Here is a 14,410-nt window from a genome sequence, read left to right on the forward strand (position 1 = left end):
ATTTTTTGTGTATTTAAGTTGTTTTTTTAACTTATTGACGCTAATTAGTCCTTCCACGCATCACGGTTTGCTTCATCTTTTAACTTCACAAACTGGTCAGGATCAAAAGTGATTTGATCAGGTGTTTTGCCCTCTTTAATCTGACGCTCATAATCACGTAAGACGCGTAGCGCAACAGGTGACAACAGCACAATTGCGACCAAGTTAGTCAGTGCCATTAAGCCCATAGATAAGTCGGCGAAGTTCCAGATGGCAGGTAAGCTTGCCACTGAACCAATAAACACCATCGCCAGCACTAGAAAACGGAAAATCATAATGGCAGATTTGGCACTTTTCTCTCCAGAGATAAACTCTAAGTTTGACTCACCATAGCTGTAATTAGCAATGATAGAAGTAAACGCAAAGAAGAAAATAGCAACAGCAATAAAGTAAACCCCTGAGTCGCCCACATATTGTGATAACGCTAGCTGAGTCAATTTAATACCTTCTTGCTCAACATTAGGGTCGCTGGTCACACCTGATAAAATAATGATAGAAGCAGTGGCGCTACAAATCACTAAAGTATCAATGAACACCCCTAACATTTGCATAAAGCCCTGTACAGCTGGATGATCTGGGTGGCTTTTTGCGGTGGCAGCAGCATTAGGTGCAGAACCCATACCGGCCTCGTTAGAGAACAGGCCACGTTTGATACCATTAATCATTGCTTGAGCAATACCATAACCTAGCACACCCCCTGCCGCTTGCTCCAAACCAAAGGCTGATTTCACAATTAAAGCAATCGCCGATGGGAACGCATTGAAATTCGTTACGATAATAAACAGGGCCAATAATATGTATAAAATGGCCATTACTGGTACCACTTTACCTGCCACTCTTGCCACAGAACGTAAACCACCAAATACGATTGGCGCTACTAATACTACTAAGACGATTCCGGTCATCCACGTTGGGGCACCAAATGCCTCATGCGAAGCTTGAGCGATGGTATTGGCCTGAACCCCATTAAAGGCCAAACCAAAGGCTACTAATAAACAGAGCGAGAAAAATATCGCCATCCAACGCTTACCTAAGCCTTTTTCGATATAGTAGGCAGGTCCACCACGGTAAACGTTGTCTGTATGCGGTACTTTATAAGCCTGAGCCAAAGTTGACTCAATAAAGCTGGTCGACATCCCTAGAATAGCGGTAATCCACATCCAGAATACGGCACCTGGGCCACCGATATAAATCGCGATAGCCACACCCGCTAAGTTACCAGTACCGACACGGGCAGCCAAAGATGTCATTAAGGCTTCAAAAGAGCTAATGCCCCCTTCTTTACGACCTTCACCTGAAATGCGTAGCAAACTCCACATATGACCAAAATGGCGAAACTGGATAAAACGGGTGGCCACTGTAAAAAATATACCGGCACCAATGAGCACGAAAACCAGTAAACCAAACCATGGATTGTCCATGATTAGCCAGGAATCATTACCCCAGATAACTCCGTTCACCCAATTTACAACGGTATTAAAGCCTTCAGTGAAAGCATTCGGCTGTTCGAGCATAGTCATTCTCCTTTTATCAAAACCAGTGCCCTAAATAAATGCTAAGGCTTTTATCTATAAGCGTTTTATATATCGGTCAGCTATTTATTTTAGTATTTCTAGGGCGACTTAGAGGACGATTTAAAAGGCAATCGATACTCGATGTTTATCCCTCATGCCCTTATACCTCATACCCTAATTAATACCTATGGCTTTAACGGGTTTAACCTCAAATAAATACAACGACCAACAAGCAAGTGTTTGGTTTTGATAAACAAGTCAATTTAAATGGATAAGTAAAGGCCTATCATCAGTAACCGTAATATTTAATCAATTGATGAGCCTAATAGCCTTATTTACTTAATTAGTGAGTTAATTCGTTAATTAGTTGGTTCGTTAGTACGAAAAGTACTACGTAAATCTTGTCATAAACCGAAAAAAATAAGCGGGTCATTCTAAAAAAATGTCGACTTTAGCACAACAGACAATAATAAAAAAAATAAATTGAAAAATTTATGTCATTTTTAAGCAGTTTCTATTTATTTGACTGGTTTTATTTAACCGTCTTTTAACTTTTAACCACAGCAGCTATGGGTTGATGACGTTTTAATTTTCCCAATCGCTTTTTTTTCACAACCCATGCTTTTAAGACGCCTTCCTTTTTTAAAAATATTACTTTATTTTTTTAAAAATAGTTTATTGCCTAAACAGGTATACGGCTGTAAACTAAAATACCTATAAGTAACTATCTTGATACAAGATAAATTACTTTAGGAGGATTTATTACATAATCCTTACATTTATTTTAGGCTGCAGGAAGCAGTTCCCTTACTGAGGTTGCGCTATACACCTCTTATTGACAAAAGGAGTTTGTCTTATGAATTCTTCACAAGACTCATCAGGCTATTGGAAAGCCAATGTCCGTCTCATTCTTATCTGTCTCTTTATATGGGCTTTTTGTTCATACGGCTGTGGTATTTTATTCCGTCCTTTATTGGCAGGGATAAAATTTGGGGGCGCTGATCTGGGATTCTGGTTTGCACAACAGGGCTCGATTATCACCTTTATTATTCTCATCTTCTTCTACGCTTGGCGTATGAATAAGCTGGATAAACAATACGGCTTAGATGAGGAGTAAGTTATGAGCCAGTTTACTATTAATATTTTATTTGTCGGTGCCTCCTTCTTACTCTACTTTGGCATCGCTATTTGGGCACGAGCAGGCTCTACTAAAGAATTCTATGTGGCAGGTGGCGGCGTTCACCCGGTGCTAAATGGTATGGCCACTGGGGCGGACTGGATGAGTGCTGCCTCTTTTATCTCTATGGCAGGATTGCTTGCAGCTGGTGGTTATGGGGCTTCAACTTACTTAATGGGCTGGACAGGCGGTTATGTACTTCTGGCAATGCTACTGGCCCCTTACTTACGTAAGTTTGGTAAGTACACGGTGCCTGACTTTATTGGCGATCGTTTTTATTCCAAGACTGCAGCTTTAGTGGCTGTAGCCTGTCTTATTATCGCTTCTACCACTTACGTTATTGGACAAATGACGGGTGCTGGAGTCGCCTTCTCTCGATTCTTAGAGGTCGACAATACCACAGGGCTAATTATTGCAGCGGTTGTGGTCTTTTTCTATGCGGTTTTAGGTGGCATGAAGGGTATTACCTATACTCAGGTTGCCCAATACGTGGTGCTAATCATTGCCTATACCATCCCTGCCGTATTTATCTCACTTGAGCTAACCGGCAATCCTATTCCTGGTCTAGGTATGTTTTCAACCCACAGTGAATCAGGCATTCCATTATTAACGAAGCTAGACCAAGTGGTGACTGACCTTGGCTTCACTGCCTACACAGCAGATGTACCCAATAAGCTTAATATGGTGCTCTTCACCTTATCCTTAATGATTGGTACTGCAGGTTTACCTCACGTTATCATTCGTTTCTTTACTGTGCCTAAAGTGGCTGATGCGCGTTGGTCAGCAGGTTGGGCATTGGTGTTTATCGCACTGTTATATTTCACTGCCCCTGCCGTGGGTGCCATGGCACGTTTAAACCTAATGGACACTTTATATCCTCAAGGTGTGAATGAGCCTGCTCTACGTTATGATGAGCGTCCAAGCTGGATGCAAACTTGGGAAGAGACAGGTCTTATCAAATATACCGACCTAAATGGCGACGGTCGTATTCAAATGTATAACGATAGCGGCCTGGGTGCAGCACAAATTGCTTTAACTGCCGCTGAAAAAGAAGGCGGAGATGTTGCGGCTGCGACAACCGCTGTTGAAGAAGCGAAGGTGGCGCATGCTGCTGAGCTTGAAGGTAAATTTAGTAATGCAGGTTGGGCTGGTAATGAGCTGGATGTGAACAATGACATCATGGTATTGGCCAACCCTGAGATTGCCAATCTACCACCTTGGGTTATTGGTCTAATTGCCGCAGGCGGTCTGGCAGCAGCCTTATCGACAGCAGCAGGCTTACTGTTGGCCATTTCTTCTGCCATCAGTCATGACTTAGTAAAACGTAACTTTAACCCTGATATTACTGATAAAGGTGAGCTATTGGTGGCACGTATTTCTATGGCAGTTGCCATCGTGGTGGCCACTTACTTAGGTATCAATCCGCCTGGATTCGCAGCACAAGTTGTGGCCCTAGCATTTGGTATTGCAGGCGCCTCTTTATTCCCCGCTTTAATGATGGGTATTTTCTCCAAGCGTATTAATAACTATGGTGCCATCGCTGGTATGTTGGCCGGTCTATTAACGACTTTGGTTTATATCTTTGTTTATAAAGGTTGGTTCTTTGTGGCAGGTACGGCCAATTTACCAGACACTGAAGAATTCTGGTTGTTAGGCATTTCTCCTATGTCCTTTGGGGCTATCGGAGCGCTGATTAACTTTGTGGTGGCATTCTTAGTATCTTCTGCTACTCAAGCACCACCGCTACATATTCAGCAATTGGTTGAAAGTGTGCGTTCACCACGCGGTGCAGGCTCAGCGATTGATCATTGATTAATTGATCATTAATTGATAGTTACTGGCCTAGTTAATCAACAGATTTTAGTCTTAACAGGCCAATATTAACAAGCTAAGAATAGCGTCCTTTCATGATGAATAAGCCAAAATATTGGCTTGTTCATTTTTATTGGTTTATTTGTTTTTCACCTTTTGTATTGGGACGAGCCTCAATGATTTATGAGTTTATTGCTACTGTGACCGCTGGATTTGGTATGGCAGGTATCGCCATGATTGTGCGACAACTGACCAAATTAATGGGTCGGCAAGCCCCAAAGTGGCTTATTCCAATTTTCGCTGGTATAGGGATGCTTGGCTTTCAGATTCATCAAGAGTATCACTGGCATGAGCAGCAGATCCAAGCGCTACCTGAGCAAGTACAGGTAGTAAAAACCATTGAAGGCACTACCTGGTATCGTCCTTGGAGTTATTTAAAACCTCAAGTGATCCGCTTTATGGCCGTAAGTGATGCTCAAACCATTGACCCTAGCATTAGTGGCAAATCCGACCGTATCAAGCGTAGTAAAATCTACCTTTTTGAAAGACGTATTAGTACCAAAATTATTCCGCAATTGGTCAATTGCACCCACCCCGCTACTACGACATTGACCTCAGAGGCCAAGCTTTCGACAGCAAATTTTCAACAATTGACTTGGCATAAACTGGCCACTGATGATGCTTTATTTCAGGCAGTTTGCTCTTCCTAATCTCATATTAGACAGGTATTTAGACAACCATTTAGATAGGTATTTAGACAGCCATTTTCTGCACTAACCTGCAAGAGCTTTATGTCCTGACAGACCGTCGCTTTCTGAATTAAATTACAGCTATACAATGTTAATTCACGGTCATACGGTCTCTATTTTTGCTGACCGTTTTGTCGCCTATGCCTTTTACTTTGGTCAAATCCTCTACTCTCGCAAAGTCACCAAACGCTTGCCGGTATGAAATAATCTGCTTTGCTTTGATGCTTCCCACACCCTTTAGCTGAGTTAACTCTGCCTCACTGGCATCATTTAAATTAATGGTCTGATTTTGATACGCCAATTGAGTCTGCTGCTCTAAATCTTGTTGCTCAATAAGATAAGTATAGGCCAGTCCAGCATCAGCAAAACACTGTTTGGCTAAAGCTTTGGGTATAAGACATAGGCTTAAAGCTAATGACAGTAGCAATAATTGAATCAGCTTTAACCACGTAATCTTGCTTTCAGCGTCCTCTGTGTTGATTGTGAGGAAATTACTCATGCTGTTTGGCTTGCTCCCATAAAGCATCCATTTCCTCAAGGCTACTGGTCTCAGCGGTTTTTCCCTGCTTCGCCAACTCATCTTCGATAAAGCCAAACCGACTGCGGAACTTATGAACACAGGTTAAGGTTGCGGCCTCAGCATCAAGATTTAGTTTGCGTGCGACATTTACCAAGCCAAACACACAGTCACCGAGCTCTTTTTCTAACTCTAGCTTTAAAGTATCATCCACTTTCTCGTTTTCTTTAGGCAGAATTTGCTTCAGCTCGGTAATTTCTTCTTCTAGTTTTTCAATGGCACCGGCGACACCGTCCCAATCAAACCCCAGCTTACTGGCAGACTTTTGTAAACTTTGTGCCTGCATCAGTGCACTGCCTGCTTTGACCTTGTCAAGACTGCGTTTGGGCTTACCGCGACGTTCTCGCTCTGCATTCTCCAATGCTTTAATTTCATCCCAACGTTTTTTCACTGCGGCCTCATCAGGCAGATTATCTGCTTCAAACACATGCGGATGACGGCAGATTAATTTACTCTGTAAGGTATAAACCACTTCGCCTAAATCGAACTGATGCTGTTCCGCATAAATCTGGCAATGGAAAATAATCTGCAATAATACGTCGCCAAGCTCTCCTTTAATGTCCTCGATATCTCCCTCTTGTATCGCCTCTGCCAACTCATATGCCTCCTCTATCGCGTAAGGAATTAAGCTATGATTGGTCTGCTTAATGTCCCACGGACAGTCAGCACGAAGTCTGGCCATTAAGGCTATTAAATCTTCAATATTGGTCGTAGGTTCAGGACGGCCAGTAACTGGTTGCGGGGCTATAATTTTTTTGTGTGGCATAAGACGGTTACTCTCATCGATAGTCAGTTAACGAAGCAGCCCTTGAGCTGTTGTCAATTTGTCATATCAGCAGTGTATCATTTTACAATTGTAATTATTAAGTCATAAGAATATAGTAACTGTTTATAATTGAGTTATGAATGAGCCAAAAGACACAGTTATTGTGTCTTATCACTCTAAATCTTTTGCCCTATGGCAAGATTTTTGGTTCAGAAAACCATACTTTTCCTACAAACAGCCTTTTCTATAAAACAGCCTATTTTTTCAAACCCGTTGAACCTATCTCTGGTAATATTTGCGTTCGTTTTCACCAATAGGTTGGTTTCTAGATTGGGTATTACTTAATATAAGTTTTATAAACCGATAAGAATAAAGATATGACTGAGTTTACAAATAAAGTAGCCGCCTCTAATCTACACCCCAATACCTATCAACCCCCGTCTATTAAATTTGCCAATATAGTGGTCATTGGTGCCGGTTATGTGGGTCTCTCTAATGCCATTTTATTGGCCCAGGATCGCTTAGACACTCAAGTTTTACTATTTGATATCAATCAAACTAAAATAAAACAACTACAGCAAAACCAATCGCCACTGCAAGACAAGGAAATCTGTGATTATTTGGCCAATAAGCCGCTTAATTTACGGGCAAGTTATGACACAGACATAGACGGTCAAGGGATTTACCAGAATAGTGATTTGGTCATTATTGCCACTCCCACAAACTACGATGTGGCTTCGGGGCACTTCGACACCTCTTCGGTTGAAGCCAGTATCGCCGCCGTCCGCGAGCAAAACGGCAGCGTACCTATTGTCATCAAATCGACCATTCCTATTGGCTTTACTGACAGTATGCGTCAACGCTTTGACAGCCAAATTATTTTTATGCCTGAATTTCTGAGAGAAGGCCAAGCGTTATACGATAACTTATATCCCTCGCGCATTATCGTTGGTGCCACCGAAGAGCAACAAGCACTGGCTCAAGCCTTAATGAGCCTGTATCAAGATGCCAGTGAATCTACTGAAGTTCCGACGCTAATGATGCCACCTACCGAGGCTGAGGCCGTGAAACTTTTTGCCAACAGCTATTTGGCCACTCGTATTGCTTTTTTTAACGAGTTAGACAGTTTTGCTGAAAAAAACAACCTTAACAGTCAGTCTATTATTACCGGTGTGGGACTTGATCCACGGATTGGCGATCATTATAACAACCCCTCTTTTGGGTACGGTGGCTATTGTTTACCGAAAGACACGCAGCAACTCAAGGCCAATTATGCAGGTATCCCAGCGAACCTTATTCATGCAGTGGTTGATGCCAATAACACTCGAAAGCGCTTTATCGCCCGTCAAATTATCGATAAAAATCCCAATCAAGTAGGTATTTATCGTCTTAGCATGAAAAAAGATGCCGATAACTTTAGAGATTCCGCCGTACTTGATGTGATACATACCTTGAAGCAGCATGGTATGAGTGTCACTATTTATGAGCCTGCCTTGGAGGAAGCATCGTTCGAGGACTGTGAGGTTATTAATGATATTAACCAATTTAAGCAGAAAAATGACTTAATTGTGGCCAACCGTTGGCATGCAGAACTAGAAGATGTGGCTGATAAAGTTTACTCAAGAGACGTGTTTGGCTATAGTTAACCTTTAATAGCTTAGTTTGTTAATAATATAATTTATTAGCTGAATAGCTTAATGATAGGCACAAGGTTAATTAAGTCTGTTTAGACTAAGCCTGGTTATAACAATTATGTTTAGGGTAACGACAGCCCTATTAGTCACAAGTCATCAAAATTACTAAAAATAAGGCCAAAAATGAGTACCACAAACCCTGTATCTACTGATAATTTATCGCACCGCCCCATTACTTCGTTTAAAGCGTATGACATTCGCGGCGAGTTGGGCGTCAACTTAGACGAAGACATTGCCTACCGTATTGGACGTGCTTTTGCTCAAATTCTTGCCAGTCAGCGCAGTCAAAATCAAGTGAGTGACAGCGTTAACAACAGTATTGTTATCGGCTGTGATATTAGGGACTCTAGTGAGACCTTAAAACAAGCCACCATTCGCGGTATCGTTGATGCGGGTGTGGATGTGATTGACCTAGGTATGACCGGTACTGAAGAGGTTTATTTTGCCACCAGTCACTACCAAGCCTTGGGTGGTATTGAAGTCACTGCCAGTCATAACCCCATTAACTATAATGGCCTAAAGTTAGTGCGCGAGTCTTCAAAGCCAATCAGTGCTGACTCAGGATTGGCCGAGATTCAAGCCTTGGCGGAACAAGGTAGCTTTGCTAACAGTAGCCAAAAAGGTCAGGTGATTGAAAAGTTTGATAAAACGGCCTACGTCGACCACTTAATGAGCTTTATCGATACCGATAAACTCAGCCCATTAAAGATTGTTATTAACTCTGGTAATGGCAGCGCGGGTCCGACTGTTGATTTAATTGAGCAGCGTTTACAACAAAGCGGTGCCCCAGTTGAAATTATCAAAATACATCATACGCCAGATGGTAGCTTCCCCAATGGCATTCCTAATCCGATGATCATTGCCAATCGTGAATCGACCAAACAAGCGGTTATCAATCATAACGCTGACTTAGGTATTGCCTTCGATGGCGACTTTGACCGTTGTTTTTTATTCGATGCTCAAGGTGAGTTTGTAGAAGGCAGCTATGTGGTAGGTATGCTGGCCCAAGCCTTTTTGCAAAAACATGACGGCGCGGCCATCGTCTATGACCCTCGTGTTTTATACAACACAGAAGCACTTATTGAAGAGGCAGGCGGTAAGGCAGTGATAAGTAAGTCTGGCCATTCGTTTATCAAACAAGTGATGCGTGAATCAGGCGCGGTTTACGGCGGTGAAATGAGTGCTCATCACTATTTCCGCGACTTCTTTTATTGCGACAGTGGCATGATTCCGTGGTTACTTACCATTGAGCTGTTGTCTACCACAGGTAAATCCTTGGGTCAGTTGGTTAATGAACGTATCAGTGCCTATCCTAGCTCAGGGGAGATTAACTTTAAGCTAACTCAATCCAGTAGCGATGAGATTATCACCGCCATTGAAGCCTACTTTAGCTCTGAAAATCCCGATAAAAATACTTTAGATGGCTTAAGTCTGGACTTCGGTGACTGGCGCTTTAATATTCGAGCCTCTAATACTGAGCCATTAGTCCGACTCAATATTGAGACCAAAGGCAATGAAGCCTTATTGAATGAAAAGATTGAAGAGATGAAGAGTTGGTTGGGCCAACAAGGGGCTCAGATAGCGTAGAGGTTTAGTATAAGAGCCGATCCCGCTTAAGATTTATTTGATTTCGAAAACTTACGTCTTAGGGGGCTACTTTCTATAATCTTTAATGATTAATGTTTAGTTTAGCTTAGCTCTATCAAGCTCTCTTAAATACAAGCACAATAAAAACCCGTTAATCCATTAGATTAACGGGTTTTTTAATGGTCTTCTAAAGCTATTTAGTTTTAACTTATTACATTCAGCTTATTTAATTTAGTTAAGAAACAGCTTTTCCGGCTTTCAAGCATATCGTTAAAGTCCAAACAGAATGCTGCCAAAGCATAAAAACTATTTGCTACGACCAATACCTTGATAGTCTCCAGTTAACGACTGAATTTGTGTTTTGCTAAAAGCATTCTGCGCATCAAACACCGGCACAACTACCTCATTAATAGCATTAATCGGTAAGCGCTTGGTATCCGGCCAAGACAAAATGAACAAGGCATCGCTGTCAGTCAACTGTTGCGTAGGGGTACTGATAAACTTAAGTAAAGGCTGATCAGGGTATAACGCAGCCAATTCACTTTCTGCCTCAAGCGCGTAAACATGGGTGGTAATATTATATGACCACAGCAATCTCAATAAGGGGTGAATCGCCGCTTCCGACGTGCGACCAGAGCCTGATTTGTAACTTGCCCCCCAAATACTTACTTGCTTATGTTCGATAGCCCCATCAAAATACTGCCAAAACTTGCGGAAAATAAGCTCTTTCTGATCATCGTTAATCAGACTAACTGCCTGCATCAAGCTGTGTGCCACTTGCGTGTGTTGCAGCGTTTGTTGCAGTGCTTTGATTTCAGCTGGTAGAGTCTGACCACCAAAGCCCCAACCTGCTTTAAGATAGCTACTGCCTATACGCGCGTCCAGACCCATGATGTTGGCCACTTCTTGAATATCTACCCCTTGCTGATCAGCCAGTCTCGACCACTCATTCATAAAGCTGACTCGGGTGGCCAACATGCTCATAATGGCGCTACGTGAAAACTCAATAGTCGCTATATCACTGATATAACTTTGTTGAGCTTGAGCAATCAATGGTTGTAACACTCCTATCTTATCAAGTGAGTCTGGAGTCTTCTCACCCATTAACCACAGCTTAGGGGTCAGCATAGACGGATACGCACTGCCATCTTGTAAGAAAACAAAAGGTACATAATATACCCAAGGACGCTGACAATACTCAGCAATAGCGGCAAAAGTCCCTAACTTATGAATCCCACTAAGGATTACTGGTGTCTGACTCGGCACTCGGCTTTCATTCAGTTGAGTCACCCAAGTAGGCTTGTTACTGTCATTGGCCTGTTGCCAAGCAGCGGGTAGGTCACTATGGAATAGCCAATACAAATTGGCAGCGCCTTGTTCAAACAAGTCGCTTGCGTGCGCGGGAATAGACTGGACTACGAGGCTTTGTTGATTGAGATAAAGCTGCCATAAGGCCTGCTGCTGATGCTCAAACGTGTAATTGGCGAGCGTATGTTCAAGCTCATCTTGATTGGCATATAGACTAACTTGATTGCCCAAACTTACCATCACAGTGGCGGTGGTAATGGCATCAATGGAATGACCGACAATCACACAATGCTTGTCTGTCTTCAATACGGCAGATCTGGACTCAGAACTGTTTTTATATACGGTACTGTTATTGTCTTTATCATTTATAGTGTGAGGCATAGTATTGGCTGGCGTGACCATGACGCAGTGTCCTTTTTATTATTTTTAACATTAAAGGTAGAAAGTAAGGCTTTATATTCATCAATCTTTGATGATAAGCGTTATTCTTCTATTTTCTTATTGATGTGTTGCAATAAGGCTTCGGTAGAACTATCAAAGTCAGTATCCGTATCCTCAACTTGGGTCGAGGACGATTTTTGTAAGTGGATATGCGCAAATACCTCATTGGCCACTTGTTTGCCCATCTCTACACCCCACTGGTCAAAAGGGTTGATGTCCCAGATACTGGCCATGACAAACACTTTGTGCTCATATAGAGCAATAAGAGCACCAAAACTTCTTGGGGTCAACTCATCTAATAAAATAGTGGTAGAGGGCTGATTGCCACGATAGCGTTTAAATTTGTCCAAGTCAGATGCAGCCTGATCAGGTTTTGGCGCTAAGGCATCGTTACCGAAAGCCAAAACACGACTTTGGGCCAAACAGTTGGCTAAGGATAACGCATGCTGATGCTTTAACTCGCCCGCTTCAGATTCTTGGTAGTAATTAACACAGGCGATAAAGTCGCAAGAGACTTTTTGAGTGCCTTGATGCAGTAGCTGATAAAACGCATGTTGGGCATTAGAGCCGATTTCACCCCATAGAATAGGACAAGTCGCATAGTTCACTGGCTGACCGTCATGGGTTACAGATTTACCATTACTTTCCATCTCTAACTGCGTCAGATAACTGGGAAAGTATTTTAGACGGCCATCATAAGGCAGTACTGTGTGCGCATTAATCTCTAAAAAGGTACTGTTCCAAACCCCGATTAAACCCAAGAGTATCGGTAAGTTTTGTTCAAAGTCTGCTTGGGCAAAATGCTGATCCATGGCATATGCCCCTTGCAGCATTTCATTAAATTGCTTAGTACCAATGCGTATCGCCACTGCCAAACCAATGGCTGACCACATTGAGAAACGGCCCCCTACCCAGTCCCAAAGCTTCAGCTGATGTTCCTCAGGAATACCCCACGCACTGACCCGTTCAGGATTGGCAGAAATACCAATAAAGTGACGGCGCAATAAAGTGGCTTGACTAGCACCAGTTGAGAACAACCATGCCCTGGCAGTTTGTGCATTGGATAACGTATCTACGGTACCAAAAGACTTAGACGATATAATAAATAAAGTGGTTTCTGGATTAAGCCGTTCCAGTAAACTGCCCAATTGAGTGCCATCCATATTGGACACAAAATGCACTTTAATAGTACTGTCTGCCCATTCATCAAGCGCCGTATTGGTCATTACTGGGCCTAAATCCGACCCACCGACTCCAATATTAACCACGTCAGTAATGGCTTTGCCAGAGTAACCTCGCCAGATACCATTTCTGATTCTGTCCACCATTACCGCCGCTTTTTCTAAGCTGTCATGAACTTCTGCCACCACATCCACACCTTCGTGCGATAACTGTGCCGTCTTCGGCAAACGTAGGGCAGTATGTAGCGCTGCTCTATCCTCACTGCTATTGACCTTGTCACCTTGATAAAGTTGTGCAATTTTCTGCTTTAAATCGCAAGCATTTGCCAGCTCTATCAATGCTTTTTTAACATTCTGGTCAAGACACTGCTTAGAGTAATCAAAATAAATACCTTCGACAGTGACGCTAAATTTTCTTGCTCTATCTGATTGGTCAGCAAACAGTTGGGTTAACGACCAAGGGTGTTGCGCCAGCTGCTGTAGTTTCTGCCACTGTGGCAACTGACTTGGCAAAGTAGGTTTCATAGTAAAGCTGCTCAATATAGAAGTTCAATGTATAGGGATAATATAAGTACTAAGTATAGGGACAATATAAGTACTAAATAGCTGCTCGCTACAAAATGCTTAAATTTGCACAAACTAAGCCTGTAGCTGTTTTTGGGCAAAATAGATAAAGGCCTGCATATAACTAGTCATATCACCCGCATCAAAGCTATCACCAAGCATGGTGGTCACATCGACCCCTTGGGTACTAATCAGCGCATCAATAGCATCTGTCAATTGAATTTCACCGCCTACTGAAGGCTTAGTCTCTGCCAGATAGTCAAATATAGTCGGTGTAAATACGTAACGTCCTACCACCGCTAAATTAGAAGGGGCCTGTTCTAGATCAGGCTTTTCTACAAAACCGGCCACCGCAAAGTTGGCATTTTTATCATCAGTTAATTGTGCCAATTGCTGAGCATCTTCTAATTTAGCAATACCATATTTATGCACATCTTCATCGGCCACAGCACTCACCAATATTTGTGAGTGTTGAGATTGAGCAAAAGCACGCATCATATAAGACAGATTGTCTGTACTCATATCTGTGGTATAAGGGTTTAACACCACATCGGGTAGCAATACCGCAAAAGGATTATCGCCGACAATAGGACGTGCTTTTAGTACCGCATGACCAAGACCCAATGGTTTGCCTTGACGAATCATAGACACTGATACATCTTCTGGTAGCCAGTTTAAGCTATCTGCCAACTCATCTTTGCCTTTAGCACGAAGTTGATTATCTAGCTCTGCGTTTACATCGAAGTAGTTTTCAATGGCGCTTTTCTGAGCATGACCGACCAACACAATATGTTTAATACCGGCGGCTATCGCTTCTTCAATAACGTAGTGAATCGCTGGACGATTACCCAGTGGTAATAGCTCTTTAGGTACAGATTTTGATAAAGGTAACATACGAGTACCGAAACCGGCGACAGGGATAACGGCATGAGTAACTTGAGAGGTCATAAGCATCCAATTTTAATTGTTGTAAGGTGTTTAATGATTATAGAGAATCTAAT

General features: G+C 42.4%; 11 protein-coding genes. 5 read left to right on the top strand and 6 right to left on the bottom strand.

The features are described from left to right. Nucleotides 1–44: 44 nt before the first annotated feature. The gene (locus LK453_RS02465) at nucleotides 45–1,553 is read right to left on the bottom strand and encodes an alanine/glycine:cation symporter family protein (RefSeq protein ID WP_227674427.1); all 1,509 of its coding nucleotides are present in this window, start codon (nucleotides 1,551–1,553) and stop codon (nucleotides 45–47) included. Nucleotides 1,554–2,409: 856 nt separating this feature from the next. Between LK453_RS02465 and LK453_RS02470 the strand changes: the two genes are divergently transcribed. The 3 genes from LK453_RS02470 to LK453_RS02480 all read left to right on the top strand — a co-directional run bounded on the left by LK453_RS02470 (nucleotide 2,410) and on the right by LK453_RS02480 (nucleotide 5,252). After that, the gene (locus tag LK453_RS02470; protein ID WP_007394401.1) at nucleotides 2,410–2,670 is read left to right on the top strand and encodes a DUF4212 domain-containing protein; all 261 of its coding nucleotides are present in this window, start codon (nucleotides 2,410–2,412) and stop codon (nucleotides 2,668–2,670) included. A gap of 3 nt (nucleotides 2,671–2,673) precedes the next feature. Next, nucleotides 2,674–4,542 carry a sodium:solute symporter family protein gene (locus LK453_RS02475; RefSeq protein ID WP_201541909.1) on the top strand — a complete coding sequence of 623 codons (1,869 nt, stop codon included), beginning with the start codon at nucleotides 2,674–2,676 and terminating at the stop codon, nucleotides 4,540–4,542. Nucleotides 4,543–4,637: 95 nt separating this feature from the next. Then, nucleotides 4,638–5,252, top strand: a complete 615-nt coding sequence (locus LK453_RS02480) for a hypothetical protein (RefSeq protein WP_227674426.1) — start codon at nucleotides 4,638–4,640, stop codon at nucleotides 5,250–5,252. A gap of 130 nt (nucleotides 5,253–5,382) precedes the next feature. Here the strand turns inward: LK453_RS02480 and LK453_RS02485 are convergent, their stop codons facing one another. Both LK453_RS02485 and mazG read right to left on the bottom strand, forming a co-directional pair. Beyond that, nucleotides 5,383–5,790, bottom strand: coding sequence for a ComEA family DNA-binding protein (locus LK453_RS02485; RefSeq protein ID WP_201541908.1), 408 nt, complete (start codon nucleotides 5,788–5,790; stop codon nucleotides 5,383–5,385). Then, entirely contained in the window at nucleotides 5,783–6,634 is an 852-nt protein-coding gene (mazG, locus tag LK453_RS02490) for a nucleoside triphosphate pyrophosphohydrolase (RefSeq protein ID WP_201541907.1), read from the bottom strand. The genes LK453_RS02485 and mazG overlap by 8 nt, the downstream gene beginning before the upstream one ends. 377 nt (nucleotides 6,635–7,011) lie before the next feature. Between mazG and LK453_RS02495 the strand changes: the two genes are divergently transcribed. Together LK453_RS02495 and LK453_RS02500 are read left to right on the top strand one after the other, a co-directional pair. Then, nucleotides 7,012–8,280: a nucleotide sugar dehydrogenase gene (locus LK453_RS02495; RefSeq protein ID WP_227674425.1), complete on the top strand. Its 1,269-nt coding sequence runs from the start codon at nucleotides 7,012–7,014 to the stop codon at nucleotides 8,278–8,280. Between the two features lie 171 nt (nucleotides 8,281–8,451). After that, entirely contained in the window at nucleotides 8,452–9,915 is a 1,464-nt protein-coding gene (locus LK453_RS02500; protein ID WP_201541906.1) for a phosphohexomutase domain-containing protein, read from the top strand. A 306-nt stretch (nucleotides 9,916–10,221) separates the two neighbouring features. Here the strand turns inward: LK453_RS02500 and LK453_RS02505 are convergent, their stop codons facing one another. The 3 genes from LK453_RS02505 to LK453_RS02515 all read right to left on the bottom strand — a co-directional run bounded on the left by LK453_RS02505 (nucleotide 10,222) and on the right by LK453_RS02515 (nucleotide 14,363). Next, nucleotides 10,222–11,625: a UDP-glucose/GDP-mannose dehydrogenase family protein gene (locus LK453_RS02505; protein ID WP_201541904.1), complete on the bottom strand. Its 1,404-nt coding sequence runs from the start codon at nucleotides 11,623–11,625 to the stop codon at nucleotides 10,222–10,224. A gap of 80 nt (nucleotides 11,626–11,705) precedes the next feature. Beyond that, nucleotides 11,706–13,370, bottom strand: a complete 1,665-nt coding sequence (gene pgi, locus LK453_RS02510) for a glucose-6-phosphate isomerase (RefSeq protein WP_201541903.1) — start codon at nucleotides 13,368–13,370, stop codon at nucleotides 11,706–11,708. 114 nt (nucleotides 13,371–13,484) lie between these two features. Continuing rightward, complete coding sequence (locus LK453_RS02515) at nucleotides 13,485–14,363, bottom strand: UTP--glucose-1-phosphate uridylyltransferase (RefSeq protein WP_201541901.1); 879 nt, start codon at nucleotides 14,361–14,363, stop codon at nucleotides 13,485–13,487. Nucleotides 14,364–14,410 lie beyond the last annotated feature (47 nt).

Origin of the sequence: Psychrobacter sanguinis, assembly GCF_020736705.1 — a bacterium.
Lineage (GTDB): Bacteria > Pseudomonadota > Gammaproteobacteria > Pseudomonadales > Moraxellaceae > Psychrobacter > Psychrobacter sanguinis.

Excerpts from the sequence above, each read along its gene's own strand:
- LK453_RS02485 (WP_201541908.1), bottom strand. The coding sequence starts at position 5,790 with ATGAGTAATTTCCTCACAATCAACACAGAGGACGCTGAAAGCAAGATT.
- mazG (WP_201541907.1), bottom strand. The coding sequence starts at position 6,634 with ATGCCACACAAAAAAATTATAGCCCCGCAACCAGTTACTGGCCGTCCT.
- LK453_RS02480 (WP_227674426.1), top strand. The coding sequence starts at position 4,638 with ATGATGAATAAGCCAAAATATTGGCTTGTTCATTTTTATTGGTTTATT.
- LK453_RS02465 (WP_227674427.1), bottom strand. The coding sequence starts at position 1,553 with ATGCTCGAACAGCCGAATGCTTTCACTGAAGGCTTTAATACCGTTGTA.
- LK453_RS02515 (WP_201541901.1), bottom strand. The coding sequence starts at position 14,363 with ATGCTTATGACCTCTCAAGTTACTCATGCCGTTATCCCTGTCGCCGGT.
- LK453_RS02495 (WP_227674425.1), top strand. The coding sequence starts at position 7,012 with ATGACTGAGTTTACAAATAAAGTAGCCGCCTCTAATCTACACCCCAAT.
- LK453_RS02505 (WP_201541904.1), bottom strand. The coding sequence starts at position 11,625 with ATGGTCACGCCAGCCAATACTATGCCTCACACTATAAATGATAAAGAC.
- pgi (WP_201541903.1), bottom strand. The coding sequence starts at position 13,370 with ATGAAACCTACTTTGCCAAGTCAGTTGCCACAGTGGCAGAAACTACAG.
- LK453_RS02475 (WP_201541909.1), top strand. The coding sequence starts at position 2,674 with ATGAGCCAGTTTACTATTAATATTTTATTTGTCGGTGCCTCCTTCTTA.
- LK453_RS02470 (WP_007394401.1), top strand. The coding sequence starts at position 2,410 with ATGAATTCTTCACAAGACTCATCAGGCTATTGGAAAGCCAATGTCCGT.
- LK453_RS02500 (WP_201541906.1), top strand. The coding sequence starts at position 8,452 with ATGAGTACCACAAACCCTGTATCTACTGATAATTTATCGCACCGCCCC.